19 protein-coding genes are annotated in these 15,092 nt (G+C 69.3%); 11 read left to right on the top strand and 8 right to left on the bottom strand.

Going from position 1 to position 15,092, the window contains the following annotated elements:
• Nucleotides 1-48: 48 nt before the first annotated feature.
• Together B146_RS0102670 and rplS are read right to left on the bottom strand one after the other, a co-directional pair.
• The gene (locus tag B146_RS0102670; protein WP_019994868.1) at nucleotides 49-867 is read right to left on the bottom strand and encodes a class I SAM-dependent methyltransferase; all 819 of its coding nucleotides are present in this window, start codon (nucleotides 865-867) and stop codon (nucleotides 49-51) included.
• A 102-nt stretch (nucleotides 868-969) separates the two neighbouring features.
• Nucleotides 970-1,428 carry a 50S ribosomal protein L19 gene (gene rplS / locus B146_RS0102665; protein ID WP_019994867.1) on the bottom strand — a complete coding sequence of 153 codons (459 nt, stop codon included), beginning with the start codon at nucleotides 1,426-1,428 and terminating at the stop codon, nucleotides 970-972.
• A 267-nt stretch (nucleotides 1,429-1,695) separates the two neighbouring features.
• Between rplS and B146_RS0102660 the strand changes: the two genes are divergently transcribed.
• From B146_RS0102660 to B146_RS0102625, 8 genes are all read left to right on the top strand, one after another.
• Nucleotides 1,696-2,457 carry a sulfite exporter TauE/SafE family protein gene (locus B146_RS0102660; RefSeq protein ID WP_019994866.1) on the top strand — a complete coding sequence of 254 codons (762 nt, stop codon included), beginning with the start codon at nucleotides 1,696-1,698 and terminating at the stop codon, nucleotides 2,455-2,457.
• A 69-nt stretch (nucleotides 2,458-2,526) separates the two neighbouring features.
• Nucleotides 2,527-2,901 (top strand): VOC family protein, encoded by a 375-nt coding sequence (locus B146_RS0102655; RefSeq protein ID WP_019994865.1) that lies wholly within the window; start codon nucleotides 2,527-2,529, stop codon nucleotides 2,899-2,901.
• Between the two features lie 96 nt (nucleotides 2,902-2,997).
• Nucleotides 2,998-3,894, top strand: a complete 897-nt coding sequence (dapF, locus tag B146_RS0102650) for a diaminopimelate epimerase (protein WP_019994864.1) — start codon at nucleotides 2,998-3,000, stop codon at nucleotides 3,892-3,894.
• 59 nt (nucleotides 3,895-3,953) lie between these two features.
• A complete protein-coding gene (gene mtaB / locus B146_RS0102645; RefSeq protein WP_244498130.1) occupies nucleotides 3,954-5,186 on the top strand; it encodes a tRNA (N(6)-L-threonylcarbamoyladenosine(37)-C(2))-methylthiotransferase MtaB in 1,233 nt (410 codons plus the stop codon).
• A 22-nt stretch (nucleotides 5,187-5,208) separates the two neighbouring features.
• Nucleotides 5,209-5,484 (top strand): hypothetical protein, encoded by a 276-nt coding sequence (locus B146_RS0102640; protein WP_019994862.1) that lies wholly within the window; start codon nucleotides 5,209-5,211, stop codon nucleotides 5,482-5,484.
• A gap of 227 nt (nucleotides 5,485-5,711) precedes the next feature.
• Complete coding sequence (gene ftsY, locus B146_RS0102635) at nucleotides 5,712-7,469, top strand: signal recognition particle-docking protein FtsY (RefSeq protein WP_019994861.1); 1,758 nt, start codon at nucleotides 5,712-5,714, stop codon at nucleotides 7,467-7,469.
• Between the two features lie 64 nt (nucleotides 7,470-7,533).
• A complete protein-coding gene (locus B146_RS0102630) occupies nucleotides 7,534-8,190 on the top strand; it encodes a septation protein A (protein WP_019994860.1) in 657 nt (218 codons plus the stop codon).
• 83 nt (nucleotides 8,191-8,273) lie between these two features.
• Entirely contained in the window at nucleotides 8,274-9,143 is an 870-nt protein-coding gene (locus B146_RS0102625; protein ID WP_019994859.1) for a tellurite resistance TerB family protein, read from the top strand.
• A gap of 107 nt (nucleotides 9,144-9,250) precedes the next feature.
• Here the strand turns inward: B146_RS0102625 and B146_RS0102620 are convergent, their stop codons facing one another.
• Nucleotides 9,251-9,820, bottom strand: coding sequence for an NUDIX hydrolase (locus B146_RS0102620; RefSeq protein ID WP_019994858.1), 570 nt, complete (start codon nucleotides 9,818-9,820; stop codon nucleotides 9,251-9,253).
• 123 nt (nucleotides 9,821-9,943) lie between these two features.
• Here B146_RS0102620 and B146_RS0102615 point away from each other — a divergent pair, with 123 nt between their 5' ends.
• Nucleotides 9,944-10,327, top strand: coding sequence for a VOC family protein (locus B146_RS0102615; RefSeq protein WP_019994857.1), 384 nt, complete (start codon nucleotides 9,944-9,946; stop codon nucleotides 10,325-10,327).
• 6 nt (nucleotides 10,328-10,333) lie between these two features.
• On the opposite strand, the gene bla is transcribed toward B146_RS0102615, so the two are convergent.
• Nucleotides 10,334-11,233: a class A beta-lactamase gene (gene bla / locus B146_RS0102610; RefSeq protein WP_019994856.1), complete on the bottom strand. Its 900-nt coding sequence runs from the start codon at nucleotides 11,231-11,233 to the stop codon at nucleotides 10,334-10,336.
• A gap of 368 nt (nucleotides 11,234-11,601) precedes the next feature.
• Here bla and B146_RS0102605 point away from each other — a divergent pair, with 368 nt between their 5' ends.
• Nucleotides 11,602-12,843 carry an MFS transporter gene (locus B146_RS0102605; RefSeq protein ID WP_019994855.1) on the top strand — a complete coding sequence of 414 codons (1,242 nt, stop codon included), beginning with the start codon at nucleotides 11,602-11,604 and terminating at the stop codon, nucleotides 12,841-12,843.
• Entirely contained in the window at nucleotides 12,840-12,977 is a 138-nt protein-coding gene (locus B146_RS28860) for a hypothetical protein (RefSeq protein WP_019994854.1), read from the top strand. Before B146_RS0102605 ends, B146_RS28860 begins: the two co-directional genes overlap by 4 nt.
• A gap of 4 nt (nucleotides 12,978-12,981) precedes the next feature.
• Here B146_RS28860 and B146_RS0102595 read toward each other — a convergent pair whose 3' ends face one another.
• The 4 genes from B146_RS0102595 to B146_RS0102580 all read right to left on the bottom strand — a co-directional run bounded on the left by B146_RS0102595 (nucleotide 12,982) and on the right by B146_RS0102580 (nucleotide 15,087).
• Nucleotides 12,982-13,668 carry a DsbE family thiol:disulfide interchange protein gene (locus B146_RS0102595; protein ID WP_019994853.1) on the bottom strand — a complete coding sequence of 229 codons (687 nt, stop codon included), beginning with the start codon at nucleotides 13,666-13,668 and terminating at the stop codon, nucleotides 12,982-12,984.
• On the bottom strand, nucleotides 13,665-13,817 hold the full coding sequence (ccmD, locus tag B146_RS28200; RefSeq protein WP_019994852.1) for a heme exporter protein CcmD: 153 nt from the start codon (nucleotides 13,815-13,817) through the stop codon (nucleotides 13,665-13,667). Before ccmD ends, B146_RS0102595 begins: the two co-directional genes overlap by 4 nt.
• A 4-nt stretch (nucleotides 13,818-13,821) precedes the next feature.
• A complete protein-coding gene (locus B146_RS0102585) occupies nucleotides 13,822-14,577 on the bottom strand; it encodes a heme ABC transporter permease (RefSeq protein WP_019994851.1) in 756 nt (251 codons plus the stop codon).
• A gap of 78 nt (nucleotides 14,578-14,655) precedes the next feature.
• Nucleotides 14,656-15,087, bottom strand: a complete 432-nt coding sequence (locus B146_RS0102580; RefSeq protein ID WP_019994850.1) for a GNAT family N-acetyltransferase — start codon at nucleotides 15,085-15,087, stop codon at nucleotides 14,656-14,658.
• Nucleotides 15,088-15,092 lie beyond the last annotated feature (5 nt).

Here is a 15,092-nt window from a genome sequence, read left to right as displayed (position 1 = left end):
AGGGCGCCGGCCCTGGAAGAGGACGACCGGCGCTTGGGGGAGGAACGGTCAGAGCGGCTTGGTCGCTCCGATCGAGAAGCTCATGGGAAGGCGCGGCACGCCGGGCGGAAGAGCGAAGAGGTCCTCTTGAACCTCGATCATGCCGGGGAAGAATTCCCAGGAGATGAGATCATGCTCGCGTAGGAAATCCAGGCGCATTCCTGCCGATATGAGGGCGTTGATGATGTCGCTGATCGGATGAATCCACTCGTAAGTGCGGGTCTGCGTCAACGGCCGTTCGTCGCCCGTATAGGTGTGGGTCTCGTCGAAGGCGAGCGGCTGGGTTCTTGGCGTCATTCGGTCATAGGCGAAGACGGGCGCACCGTCGCGCCATTCGCACTGGTTGAGGACGGGGTGCCCTTCCAGGAGATAAAGCCGCCCGCCGGGGCGTAGCACGTCGGCGACGACCCGCGCCCAAGCCGCGATATCGGGCAGCCAGTTGATCGCGCCCCAGGTGACGAAGGCGAAATCATATTGCGCGCCGAGCGCGGCGGGCGCGTCGTAAAGCGAGGCTTCCACGAAGCGGGCGTCCGTCCCCGCGCGCGCTGCGAAGTCCCGCGCGGCGGCCAGGGCGTCGGGCGAGAAGTCGAGCCCGGTGACGGAGCGCGCGCCCAGATGCTTCAGGGACAGGGTGTCGAGCCCGATATGGCACTGGAGATGCACGACATCGAGCCCCGCGAGGTCGCCGATCTCGCCGGCTTCGATCGCATGGAGCGAGGAGCCGCCGGAAAGCACCTCAGCGATCCGGTAGGAGCCGGTCGTGTCGGTGGCGTGGAGCCGCGCCCGCTCGTTCCAGTTGGCGAGATTGGCCGACAGATGCTCGTGCATGACGCGGGTCTCCATGTCCGGAAAACGAGAAAGGTCCTGAAAACGCGAAAGGGCGGCTCGAAGGCCGCCCTTTCTCAAAACTCGATTCGGGAGCGGACCCGATTATTCGGCAGCGTTCTTGGCGGCCGTCTTCGCGGCTTCCTTCGCGGCGCGCTCTTCGGCGGCGACCGCGCGAGCGTCGTCGTTCAGCTTGCGAGCGCGAACGTTGGTGGCCTCGACGATACGGGCCGACTTACCGCGACGGTCACGCAGGTAGTAGAGCTTGGCGCGACGAACGCGGCCACGGCGCACGACTTCGACCGACTCCAGCTGCGGGGAGTAGACCGGGAACACGCGCTCGACGCCTTCGCCGTAGGAGATCTTGCGAACGGTGAAGCTCTCCTGGAAGCCGGCGCCCGAACGCGCGATGCACACGCCTTCATAGGCCTGCACGCGGGTGCGGTTGCCTTCCGTGACGCGCACGTTGACGCGCAGCGTGTCGCCCGGCGAGAAGGCCGGAAGCGTGCGGATGGCGGCGATGCGGGCGGCCTCTTGGGCGTCCAGTTCGGCGATGATATTCATGGCGATAGCCTCATCTTCGTTACATGCCGGTTGCCCGGTCATGGCCGTTTGAAACGGTCAAGTTTTTCTGAGGAAAACGAGGCGGCCTATACACGCGATACCCCCGCTTGTCGAGACAGGCGTCACCATTTTGTCGCGCTTCGCATCCCGGCGCGCTTTGGCAAGGGTTTCGCCGCCTTTTGCCGGGTTCGGCCTCTTTCCGCGCCGCGTCGCCTTGCCTAAAGTCGCGCCACTTTTGGTTTGTCCCGCCTGTTCGATCCGGTTGCCATGTCCCTTCTCGAAGCCGTTCTCCTGTTTCTGTCCGGCTTCTTCGCGGGCGCGATCAACGCGGTGGCGGGGGGCGGCACGTTTCTCACCTTCGGCGCCATGACGCTCGGCGGCATCTCGCCGATCTCGGCCAACGCCACCTCCTCGATCGTCCAGTTTCCGGGCTATGTCACCTCGACGCTCGCCTATTGGAGCGACATCAAGCGGATGTGGCGCGGCGCGCTGGTTCTGGCGCTGGTCTCGGTGCTCGGCTCGCTCGCCGGGGCGATGATTCTCCTCTCGCTCGACAATCCGCAGTTCCAGAGTCTCGTGCCCTGGCTGCTCGTCGCCGCCACCGCGCTGTTTGCCGCCGGCCCCTGGCTGACGCCCAAGCGCACCCATCAGGAAGACGCCAAACAAGGGCGCAGCCTCGCCAGCCCCTTTCTCCAGTTCTTCACCGCGATCTATGGCGGCTTCTTCGGCGCAGGGATGGGCATCATGATGCTGGCCACGTTGGGCCTGACGGAGAGCGGCGACTATCACCGCCTGAACGCCCTGAAGAACATGCTGGCGACGGTGATCGCGGTGGTCGCCATCGTGGTCTTCGTGTCGGGCGGCGTCGTCGAGTGGCTGCACGCCGCGCTCATGGCGCCGGGCGTGGCGCTCGGCGGCTGGAGCGGCGTCTGGGCCGCGCGCCGCCTGCCGCAGGGTGTGGTGCGCGGCGTCGTGATCGCGGTCGGCCTCGCGCTCGCGGCCTATTATTTCCACCGCAATGCCGGATGACGGCTGCTGACGGAAGCTGACACTCACGCCCCCTAAAGCTCGCCTCGTCACCCCAACGAGGACGAGCCCATGCTCACCGCATCCAACATCCTTCTCTACGTCACCGAGCCCACCCGCAGCGCCGCTTTCTACCAATCCATCCTCGGCCGCGCGCCGGTGGAGCAAAGCCCCGGCTTCGCGCTTCTGCCGCTCGGCGAGGGCATGATGATCGGGCTCTGGAAGCGCGAGGGCGTCGAGCCCGCCCCGGATCAGGCGCCCGGCGGCTGCGAGATCGGCTTCAAGCTGGCGGATGGTGCGGCGGTGGACGCCGCCTATGCCGAATGGCAGGCCAAGGGCGCGCGGATCGCGCTGGCGCCCGTCGATCTCGAGTTCGGCCGCTCCTTCGTGGCGCTCGACCCGGACGGCCATCGCCTGCGCGTCTATGCGCTGCACGACGGCATGTAAGGGCCCGAGAACCCTGAAACAGCGGGGCGGGTAGCATTGCGGGGGCGTTCTTGCCATATAGGCGGGAATTCCGCCCCCGTTTCGGTTTCAAACGCCATGGCCCACGCGATTCCCTTTGCCCGCATGAACGGGCTCGGCAACGAGATTCTCGTGGCGGACCTGCGCGGCCAGACAACGCGGATCACGCCGGACGCCGCCCGCGCGCTGGCGGCCCGGGCCGAGACGCATTTCGACCAGATCATGGCGATCCACGATCCCGTCACGTCCGGCACATCAGCCTATGTGCGCATCCTGAATGCCGACGGCTCGGAAGCGGGCGCCTGCGGCAACGGCACGCGCTGCGTGGTGCAGGCGCTGGCCGCCGCGCCGGGCGGGCAGCGCGAGTTCCTGTTCGAAACCAAGGCCGGTCTTCTGGAGGCTTTCGAGCGCGAAGACGGGCTCGTCACCGTCGACATGGGCAAGCCTCGCTTCGACTGGCAGTCGATCCCCTTGTCGGAAGAGTTCGCCGACACGCGCGCGATCGAACTCCAGATCGGCCCGATCGACGCGCCGATCCTGCATTCGCCCTCGGTCGCCTCCATGGGCAATCCGCACGCGATCTTCTGGACCAAGGACGACGTCTGGTCCTACGCCCTCGACCGCTTCGGCCCGATCCTCGAGCACCATCCGCTGTTTCCCGACCGCGCCAACATCTCGCTTGCCGAGGTGACAGGCCCATCCGCCTTGCGCCTTCGCACCTGGGAGCGCGGCGCGGGGCTGACGGGCGCTTGCGGCACGGCGGCCTGCGCAGCGGCGGTGTCCGCCGCGCGCACGGGGCGCACCGGGCGCAGCGTGACCGTCACCGTACCCGCCGGCGGAGAACTCCTGATCGAATGGCGGGACGATGACCACGTTCTCATGACCGGCCCGGCCGAATGGGAATGGTCCGGCACGCTCGACCCCGAAACGGGCGCCTTCGCGCGCGACGAAGCCGCACGGGAGAGTGCGTCGTGAGCGGCGGGATCGAGGTCATCTCCTTCGGCTGCCGGCTCAACACGTTCGAGGCCGAGGTGATGAAGCGCGAGGCTGGCGCGGCCGGGCTCGGCGCGGACGGTCAACAGGCCATCATCATCAACACCTGCGCCGTCACGGCCGAGGCCGTGCGGCAGGCGCGCCAGAGCGTGCGCCGCGCCCGGCGCGACAATCCGAACGCGCGCATCGTCGTCACCGGCTGCGCCGCGCAGACGCAAGGCGACACTTTCGCCGCCATGGCGGAAGTGGACGCCGTGATCGGCAACGAGGAAAAGCTGAAGGCCGAAAGCTATCGCGCCCTGCCCGATTTCGGCGTCGCGGCCTCGGAAAAGATCCGCGTTAACGACATCATGAGCGTGCGCGAAACGGCGGGCCATATGGTGGACGCCATCGAGGGCCGCGCGCGCGCCATCGTGCAGGTGCAGAACGGCTGCGACCATCGCTGCACCTTCTGCATCATCCCCTATGGACGCGGCAATTCGCGCTCCGTGCCCATGGGCGCGGCGGTGGAACAGGTGAAGCGCCTCGTCGGCAACGGCTATGGTGAGGTGGTGCTGTCGGGCGTCGACATGACGAGCTGGGGCGCGGACCTGCCGGGCAGCCCGCGCCTCGGCGCGCTGGTGCAGAGCCTCCTGCGCCATGTGCCGGACCTTCAGCGCCTGCGCCTGTCCTCGATCGATTCGGTGGAAGCGGACGAGGCGCTGGTGGAGGCCATCGGCTCCGAGCCGCGCGTCATGCCCCATCTCCACCTGTCGCTCCAGGCCGGCGACAACATGATCCTGAAGCGCATGAAGCGCCGCCATGCGCGCGAGGATTCGATCCGGTTCTGCGCCGATCTGCGCGCCGTGCGCCCCGACATCGTGTTCGGGGCCGATCTCATCGCCGGCTTCCCGACCGAGACGGACGAGATGTTCGAGAACACGCTCCGCCTCGTGGAGGATTGCGGCCTCACGCATCTTCACGTCTTCCCCTTCTCGCCGCGCGAGGGAACGCCCGCCGCGCGCATGCCCCAGCTGCCGAAAGCCGTCGGCAAGGAGCGCGCCGCGCGGCTTCGCTCTGCCGGCGATGCCGCCTATCGCGCGCATCTCCAGCGCTCCGTCGGGCGCAGCGCGAAAGTGCTGATCGAGCGCGAGGGCCTCGGCCGCACGGAAGACTTTACCGTGACCGAACTCCACAGCGGCCTCCCCGGCGAGATCGTGGACGCTACCATTACGGGCGAGACGGGCGAGCGCCTGCTCGCCGTTCCCTCCTCGGCTGCCCGCGCGGCGGCCTGACATTCGATCGGATCAGACCGCCATGGCCGAGAACAAGGGCTTTTTCCGCCGCCTCTTTTCCTTCGGAGCGAAGGAAGAGGACCGCACGCAGCACGAAGGCGGCCTTGCGCGCACGCAGGACACGACGGCCGCCCGGCCGGACGCCAGCGCGCCCGAGATCCATCAGCCCGCCGCCGCCTCGACCGACACCGACGCCGAGGCCGGCGCCTCCGTTCAGACGCCGGACGAAGGCGGCATCATCCCTCTGAAGAGCGGCGAAGACGCGAACGGCGTCGCGGCTGAAAAAAAAACTCCGTAATTGAGCCGGAGCCGGCGCAAACCGCGTCGGCTCCCGCGCCTGCCGAGCTGGATCGCCCGTTCGAAGCGCGCGGCCCGCTGACGGACGACACCCTCGCGACCGCCGCCCGGCCCGCCGACGAGCCCGTCGCCTTGGCTCCGGTCCCCGCCCCAGCGGAGCCGGCTGACCTCGAACCCGCGCGCCCCGCTCCGGACGCCTCGTTCGTCGAGCGGACCACGGCACCAGAATTGCGTGCGGTCCCGACGGACGATACCCTCGCCCCTGCCGCCCGGCCGACCGACGAGCCCGCCACGCCGGCCCCGGTCCCCACGCCGGTCGCACCTGCCCCGTTTGAGCCGGCGGACCTCGAACCCGCGCGCCTCGCTTCGGACGCCTCGTTCGTCGAGCGGACCACCGCGCCCGAAGCGCCCGCGCCCCTGACGGACGACACGCTCGCGCCCGCGTCGCGGCCGGCGGACGAGCCCGTCGCATGGACGCCCGAGCCCGTGCCGGTGGAATCCGCGCCCGTCGAGCCCGAGCCCCGCGCCGAGGACGAGAGCGACGACCTCGCCTTCCTCGACGAAGCCCGCCCGCCCGAAGCCGAGCCGGAGGCCGACTTCTCCTGGCTGGACGCGCCGGACACCGACGAGGAGCCGACCGACGAGCCGGTGTCCGCCGACACGCCGCTCGCCCCGGCGGAAGCGGCGCTCGTCGTCGGCGATGGCGGCAGTGTCGCCGAGGCGCGCCTGCCCGCCGATCCGGCCGAGCCGATCCCGGACGCAGCACCCGTCCACGCCCCCGAGCCCATCTCCGCGCCCCTCTCCGAAGAGGTGAGCGAGCGCGACGAGTTCGCCTGGCTCGACGCGCCGCTGCCGCCCGAGGAGCCGAGCGACGGCGCCGTGCTCTCCGCCCCCGGCTCCGGCGCGCCGGACCGCGCCGATGTCGCCGCGGCAGCAACGGCCGGCGCGCTGCCCGGCCTCGTCACGCCGCCGCTCTCCCCGCTGCGCCAGCCCACCGATGGCGAGGGCTGGGCGCTGCGCGAGCGCCAAAGGGCCGAGGCGGCCGCCGCGAGCGAACCGCGCAAGCCTTTCTTCCAGCGCCTGCGCGAGGGGCTTGCCCGCTCGTCCAACCAGCTGTCTGGCCAGATCACCGCGCTCTTCACCAAGCGCCGGCTGGACGAGGAGACGCTGCAGGAATTCGAGGATGTCCTGATACAGGCCGATCTCGGCGTCGAGACCGCGATGCGCATCACCGACCGCCTGTCGGATGGGCGCTTCGGCAAGGAAATCTCGGGCGAGGCCGTGCGCCAGATCCTGGCCGACGAGGTGGAGCGCGCGCTGGCGCCCGTCGCCAAGCCCCTCGAACTCGATCTCGAAGTGAAGCCGCATGTCATTCTCGTGGTCGGCGTCAACGGCACGGGCAAGACCACGACGATCGGCAAGCTCGCCGCCAAGCTGACGCGCGGCGGCTTGAAGGTCACGCTCGGCGCGGGCGACACGTTCCGCGCCGCCGCCGTGGAGCAGCTGAAGATCTGGGGCGAGCGCACCGGCTCCACCGTCGTCGCCCGGCAGATCGGCGCCGATGCGGCGGGTCTGGCTTTCGAGGCCTATGACGAGGCGGTCGCCAACGGCTCGGACGTTCTCATCATCGACACGGCCGGCCGTCTCCAGAACCGCGCCGAGCTGATGGACGAACTCGCCAAGATCGTGCGCGTCCTCCAGAAGCGCGATCCCGATTCGCCGCACACCGTCCTTCAGACGCTGGACGCGACGACGGGCCAGAACGCGCTCAATCAGGTCGAGATCTTCCGCAACGTGGCGGGCGTCAACGGGCTCGTCATGACCAAGCTCGACGGCACGGCGCGCGGCGGCATCCTGGTGGCGATCGCCGCCAAGCATAAGCTGCCGGTCTTCTTCGTGGGCGTCGGCGAAGGCGTGGACGATCTCGAGCCCTTCAAGGCCCGCGATTTCGCCGATGCCATCGCCGGCCGCGCCGGCAGTGCTTAAAGCCGGCACCGCCTGAATTTCGCCGCCTCGCCGCCCGACACCATCCCCGAAAGGGAACCCGTCCATGTCCTCCGAACCGATCATCGAAAAGGCCCCGAACCAGCCGGGGCGGCGCGAGATGAACCCGCTCCTGAAGTTCGCGCTCGAACTCGGGCCGCTCGTCGTCTTCTTCTTCGCCAACAGCCGGGGCGAGGCGATCGTCCGAACCTTTCCGAGCTTAAGCGAACTCGGCGGGCCGCTCTTCGTCGCCACCGCGCTGTTCATGGCGGCCACCGCGATCGCGCTTCTCGTGTCCTGGATCATGGTGCGCACCCTGCCGATCATGCCGATCGTGTCCGGCGCGGTGGTGCTGATCTTCGGCTCGCTGACGCTCTGGCTGCAGGACGAGGTCTTCATCAAGATGAAGCCCACCATCGTCAACGCGCTCTTTGCCGCCGTGCTGCTCGGCGGCCTCGCCTTCGGCAAGCCGCTGCTCGGCTATGTCTTCGATCAGGCCTTCAAGCTGGACACCGAGGGCTGGCGCAAGCTGACGCTGCGCTGGGGCCTGTTCTTCGTTTTCCTCGCCATCCTCAACGAGGTGGTCTGGCGCTTCTTCTCGACGGATTTCTGGGTGGCGTTCAAGGTCTGGGGCACGATGCCCATCACCATGGCCTTCATGCTCCTGCAGTTTCCGCTGCTCAAGCGCCACGCGCTGGAACCGCTCTTCGACAAGAAACCGTGATCGCACCCTGAGGCGTCAAGCGTTGGCCGAGACGGGTGCACCTCCCAGATGAAGGGGCCTATCCCAGTCTGGAGACACGCGGCATGATCGACGCACAGAAGCTTCTCGACCAGTTCCTCGGCACCGGGCGCGGCGCGCAGGGACATGGCGGGTTCCCCTCGGGCGGCACCGGCCGCGCGTCCACCGGCGAAACGCTGCAGGACGGGCTCGGCAAGCTCCTCGGCGGCGCGCTGGGTGGAACCGGCGCCCGTTCGGGCGGTGGCATCGCCGATCTCGCCGCCAGCGTCCTTGGTGGTCGGGGCGGTGGGAGTGGCGGCGGCTTCGCCGGCAAGGCGATCGGCGGCGCGCTGGCCGGCGGTCTCGTCTCGCAGCTCCTGCGCCGGGGCGGCGGCAAGTCGATGAAGGGCCTCGGCGGCTCGGCGCTCAAGCTCGGCGGCCTCGCCCTCGTGGCCGGCCTCGGCTACAAGGCCTACACGAACTGGCAGGCGCAGAACCAAGCAAGCCTTGCCCCCGCGCAGCCCGGGCCGATCCGCCCCATCGCTTCGGCCGAGATTCCTGAAGTTAGCGACCCGCGCTTTCATCCGTCCGGCAGCGAGGCGGAAGAGCGCGCTCGGCTTCTTCTCTCCGCCATGATCGCGGCGGCCAAGGCCGACGGCACGATCGACGCCGAGGAAGAGCGCCGCATCTTCGGCCGGCTCGACGATCTCGATCTCGACGCCGACGAGAAACGTCTTCTCATGACGGAAATCCACGAGCCGATGACGATCGACGAGCTCGTGCGCCGCGCGCCCTCGCAGGAAGCGGCGGTCGAGGTCTACACGGCCTCGCTTCTGGCCATCGACCCGGACCAGCCGGCCGAGCGCGCCTATCTCGACCTCCTCGCCGCACGCCTCAATCTGCCGGCCGAACTTGTCGCCGAAATCCGCCGCACGGCGGACGAGGCGGTCGCTTAAGGAAACGGGCGATTTCACCCCGATTCGGGCGGACCGGGCGATTCCCGCTCGCCCGGATCGCGGCCCAGACAGGCGTTAAGGAAGTTTCACGTGAAACACCGGGGCGTTCACAGCGCGTCCTCGGCGATCACCCGCCCGTCCGGCATCCGCTCGCCCGTCTCGCCCTCGGGATTGCCGAAGGGCACCGGCGGCGCGCCGGCCTCCGCCTCGGCGTCGTGGCGCAAAGCCCAGTGGACGGAAGGAAAGGCGAGATCGTCCCAGGGAATGTCCTCGGGGCGAACCAGCATCAGTTCCAGGCTCTCCGGCCCCGCTGCCAGCGCGGGGTCGAGAAGCCGCGCGCGATAGATCAGCTGCACCTGGCTAATGCGCGGCACGCTATAGACCGCGAGCAGCCGCTCGGTCGCGATGCGCGCGCCCGCCTCCTCGAAGGCCTCGCGCCGCGCGCCGGCATCGGGCGTCTCGTTGAGTTCGAGATAGCCGGCCGGGATCGTCCAGCGCCCCCGCCCCGGCTCGATCGCCCGGCGGCAGAGGAGAATGCGATCCTCGAACCGCACCACCGAACCCACGACGATCTTGGGATTCTCGTAGGCGACGAAGCCGCAATGGTCGCAGACGCGGCGCGCCACGCTGTCGTCGAGGGGAACACGAAGGGAAAAGGACGGGACGAGATCGCTCATCCCGATGAAGATGGAGAGCCGTCGGCGTTCGGCCTTGGACCGGCGACCTCCCCCATCACAAGACTTGCCCGGCGGGATATGTTCGCTTTATGTTCTCATTCAAGGCGTAAGGGAGGAAGAGCGATGCAGCCTTATGTGACGCTGGGCGCGAAGGACGGTCCGGCCTCCTTCGCCTTTTACGACGCGGTGCTGGCGACGATCGGCTGGGCAAGCCATGTCTCGTTCCCGGGCTGGCGGGCCTATTCCGTTCGGGGCGCGGGCGAAGGGCTGGTTTTCTGGGTGATCGCGCCCTTCGACGGCGGGGAAGCCGGCGTCGGCAACGGAACCATGGTCGGCTTTCCGGCCGCCTCGCCAGAGGAGGTCGACGCCTTCCACGCCGCGGCTCTCGCGAACGGCGGCTCCGACGAGGGCGCGCCCGGCCCCCGCCCGCATTACGGCCCGAACTGGTACGCCGCCTATGTGCGAGACCCGACGGGCAACAAGCTGTCCGTCGTCTTCAACGGGTAGGGCGGCTCAGGCCTTCGCGATGTCCGCCAGGGCGTGGCCGATCTCGGCGAAGCCGGCGTTGCGATCGTCGAAGGAAGCCTGCGTCTCCGTCAGATAGATGCTGGCGACGATGGGCGGGCGGTGCGCTTCGGGCCAGATCACCGCGACATCGTTCATCGTGCCGAAGGCGCCGCCGCCCGTCTTGTCGCCGATGCGCCAGGTCTTGGGCAAACCCGCCCGCAATTTGGCGTCGCCCGTCCGATTCGCCACCAGCCATTCCACAAGCTGATGGCGCGAGGCGTCCGACAGCGCGTCCTCCTGCACCAGGGCGGCAAGGCTCTTGGCCATGGCGGCCGGGGTCGTCGTATCGCGGGGGTCGCCGGGCCTCGCTTCGTTCAGCTCCGTTTCGCGCCGGTCGAGGCGGAACGTGTCATCGTCGATCGACCGGGCGAAGTCGGTGACGCCCGCCGGGCCGCCCAGCGCGTCGATCAGGACATTGCCGGCCGTGTTGTCGCTCTGCGTCAGCGCGGCCTCGCAGATCTCGGCGAGCGTCATGCCCTCGCCGCCGACGCGATGCTCGGTGACCGGCGAATAGGTCACGATATCCGTCGGCTGAATCACGACGCGCCGCGACAGGCTCTCGGTGCCAGCGTCCACCCGCGAAAGGAGCCCGGCCGCCGCCATCAGCTTGAAGGTCGAGCACATGGGAAAGCGCTCGTCCGCCCGCCGCCCCCAGCGCCGCTCCGTCGCCGTGTCGATCACATAAACGCCGAGCCGGCCGGAAAAGCGCCGCTCGATCCCCGCGAGCACGGCATCGAAGTTACCCTCGGCAGCCTGCGCCCTGCGGAGCAAGGGCGCGGCGAGGCCGAGCGCGAGGCCGGACCCGGCCAGACGCGTGAACTGCCGACGCGAGAAGGAAAGGCTCATGGGACGGACCTCCGTGACTGATTCGACGCGCTTCTAGCGCCGATCGAAGGCCCTTCCGTGTCTCCATTTCTTGGCGCGCTAAGGAACCTCGCCGGGTTCGGCGGATCGGGCCTTTCCGCCAGCGGAAGGACAAGCCACCTGTCTCACCCGTCCTTCGGATTGCCGCGCAGGCTTGGGGCTCGCCTCGGCACCGACGGCGCGTGGCTCGGCAACGGCCGACGAAAACCCTTCGATCCGAAGGTGTCAGGAAGCGCTTAGGGGCGACCGCATCCTCCTCCGGCGCGATAAGGAGGCTCGCGCGAAATATCTCGGCTCCCTGACGGTTTCGCGCTACGGATGACCGATCCGTGATCCGAAAGGCCGCGCCCATGCCGCTTCCCGCGCCCTCCGCCCGCAATCCCTGGATCGCGCTTCTCTGCGGCGCGGTGATCGTGACGATCGCCATGGGCCTGCGCCAGGGTTTCGGCCTTCTGCTGCGGCCGGTGGAACTCGAGATCGGCGTCGGGCGCGAAGCCTTCGGACTCGCCATCGCCGTGCAGAATCTGGTGCTCGGCCTCGCCCAGCCCTTTGTCGGCGCGCTGGCCGACCGGCACGGCGCGGGGCGCGTCGCGGCAGCCGGCGGGCTTCTCTATGCGCTCGGCCTCGTGCTCGCGTCCGTCTCCACCAGCGCGCTCGGCCTCGATCTCTCGCTCGGCTTTCTGGTCGGCCTCGCCATGACCGGCGTCACCTTCGTCGTGGTGCTCGGCGCGGTCGGCCGCTTCGTGCCGGCCGAAAAGCGCGGGATGGCCTTCGGCATCGTCACGGCGGGCGGATCGGTCGGGCAGTTCCTGCTCGTGCCGGCGACGCAGATGGCGGTGGACGCGGTCGGCTGGCGCGGCGCGCTTCTCGTCGGCGCGGCGCTCGTCTCCCTGACCGTCTTTCTCGCCCTCGGCATTTCCGGCAAGCCGCAGGACGCCGCGCCCGCCAGTGCCGGCGCGGGTCGGCCCGGCGGCGAAAGCCTCGGCGCGGCGCTGCGGCTCGCTGCCCGCCATCCCGGCTATTGGCTGCTGAATGTCGGCTTCTTCGTCTGCGGCTTCCATGTCGCCTTCATCGCGACGCACCTGCCGGCCTTTCTCGCCGATCAGGCGATCGACCCCTCGGTCGGCGCGCGGGCGCTGGCGCTGATCGGCCTGTTCAACATTCTCGGCTCCTACGTGTTCGGCCTGTCGGCCGACCGATTGCGCAAGAAATACGTGCTGGCGGGCGTTTATTTCGGGCGGGCCGTGGTGATCGTCGCCTTTCTCGCCGTGCCCTTCACGCCCCTGTCGGCGACGCTCTTTGCCTGCGCCATGGGCTTTCTCTGGCTGGGCACCGTGCCGCTGACGAGCGGGCTCGTCGGCCAGATCTTCGGCGTGCGCTATCTCTCGACCCTCTTCGGCATCGTCTTCATGAGCCACCAGATCGGCGCGTTCTTCGGGGCCTGGGGCGCGGGCCTCGTCTTCGCGCGGACGGGCTCCTACGACGCGGCCTGGACGATCTCGATCGCGCTGGCGCTGATCGCGGGCCTTGCCAACCTGCCGATCCGCGACGCCAGGATCGGGGCGCTGCCGGCGGCGGGAGCGGCGGCGTGAAGCGCCCGACCGCTCTGTCTCCCGAATGGCTGTTTCCGCTGGGTCTCGCCGCCCTCGGCCTTCTCGGCCTCGCGCTCTGGACGAGCCAGGGGCCGAGCCTGGCCGGGATGATGCTGTTCGGCTTCTGCCTTTGAGACCTCAGCGCGCCCCAGCGAGCGCCGGCAGGAGGCCCTCGCGAATGGCGCGCTCGGTGAGCGGCCCGGTTTGCTTCCAGATGATGCGCCCGTCGCCCGCGACGAGGAACGTCTCGGGCACGCCATAGACGCCCCAGTCGATCGCCGCCGCGCCGCGCTCGTCCGCGCCGACATGGACGTAAGGATTGCCGAGCGCGGAGAGAAAGGCCAGCGCCTGCACCGGCTTGTCCTTGTAGTTCAGCCCCTCGATCCGCAGCCCCGCCGCCTGGACGGCGGGATCGCGCGCGAGCGCCAGAAGCAGGGGATGCTCCTCGCGGCAGGGCGCGCACCAGGAGGCGAAGACATTGACGAGGCGCGGCGCGCCGTCGCCTTGCGGCGAGACGGCAAGGCCCGGCACGGGCTGGCCGTCCGGCGTCCGGAGGCCCGCCAGCGGCGGCAGCGCGGTGGCCGGGGCCTGCTGGCCGATCAGGGCGGAGGGCAGCGAAGCGGGATCGTGGCCGGACACGAGCTGCGTCAGAAACAGCGCGGCGAGACCGCCGAACACGACGAGCGGCAGGGCGACGAGAAGCGGCCGGCGGCGGCGCGGGGCGGCGGTCGAAGTCGCGCCTTGCGTGGTGCCGGATACGGCCCCGGAGGCGGCATTGGGCGCGGCATTGGATGCGTCGGGCGAGGTCGGCGTCGCCTCGCTCATCGGCGCGCGCTCCGCCCGTCGCGCTCCAGCGCCTTCAAGCGGCGTGCGACCTGCCGCGCGTCGAGAAAGGTCCAGAGACCGAGCGCACCGAGCGCGAAGGCGGCCATGCCGTAGGCTGCCGCGATGAAGCCGAAATAGGCGCCCTGCATCGCGTCAGCCCCCCAGGACGCCGAGTTGGCGGCGTTCGAGATTGCGAAGGCGACGGCGGCGGATTTCCGTGCGCATGGCGGTGAGATGCAGCGCGAAGAAGAGCGTGGTGAAGCCGGCGGCCGAGATCAGGAGCGGGTAGAGATAGGCGTCGTCCAGCGTCGAACCGCCCAGGCGCAGGACGCTCGCGGGCTGGTGCAGCGTCGACCACCAGTCCACCGAGAACTTGATGACGGGGATCAGGAGAAAGCCGACGAGAACGAAGACCGAGGCCATGCGCCCGGCGCGCTGCGGCTCCTCGAAGGCGCGCGTCAGCGCGATCAGCCCGAGATACATGAGGAAGAGCACGAAGACCGAGGTCAGTCGCGCGTCCCAGACCCACCACGTGCCCCACATGGGCCGGCCCCAGACCGAGCCGGTGAAGAGGCAGAGAAAGGTGAAGACCGCGCCGATCGGCGCGGCGGCGCGGATCGAGACTTCCGCGATCGGATGGCGCCAGACGAGAAGGCCGAGCGCGGAGGCCGACATCACCGTCCAGCCCATCATCGCGATCCAGGCGAAGGGAACGTGGACGAAGAGGATGCGAACCGTCGCGCCCTGCTGGTAGTCCTCCGGGGCGCCGAGCCCGAGGCCGAGGCCGACAGCGAGAAGCCCCAGCGCCAGCGCATAGAGCCAGGGCTGGACGCGGCCCGACAGGTCCAGAAACCGGGTCGGGTTGGCCAGAAGCGCAAAGCGCGAGGGACGGGCGGCGAGATCGCTCATGCCGCCTTTCTAGAGCATTTCCAGCGCGAGCGGAACGGCGACCGATCGCCCGTCCGCTCGCGTTTGCGCGAGGAGCGGTCAGTCCCTCCGAATGCGGAGCGCCATGCCGATCGACGCGGGCATGACGGGCTCGAACCCGAACTGCGCATAGAGATGCCGGGCCTCGCCATCCGCGACGAGACTGACATAGGCGCTGTCCGGCGCCGTCTCGCGCAGCCAGTCCACCAGGGCGGCGAAGATCGCCTTGCCGATCCCCTGCCCCTGGTGCTCGGGCTCGACCGCCATGTCCACCACTTGGAAGAAGGCCCCGCCATCGCCGACGACGCGGCCCATGGCGACGGTCCGCCCTTGGAAGCGGGCGATCACGGCATGAAGCGTGTTCGGCAGACCGCGCCGCGCCGCCTCCTCGCTCTTCGGGCTGAGGCCCGAGACGGCGCGCAGACGGCGATAGGTCTCGCTGTCGGGCGTCTCCGTGTGGAAGGAATAGAGCGCGGGGTCGAAGCGGGGCATGGGAG

Source organism: Aureimonas ureilytica DSM 18598 = NBRC 106430 (genome assembly GCF_000382705.1).
In the GTDB taxonomy this organism is placed as follows: Bacteria; Pseudomonadota; Alphaproteobacteria; order Rhizobiales; family Rhizobiaceae; genus Aureimonas; species Aureimonas ureilytica.
This window is presented reverse-complemented; position numbering and strand designations above follow the sequence as displayed.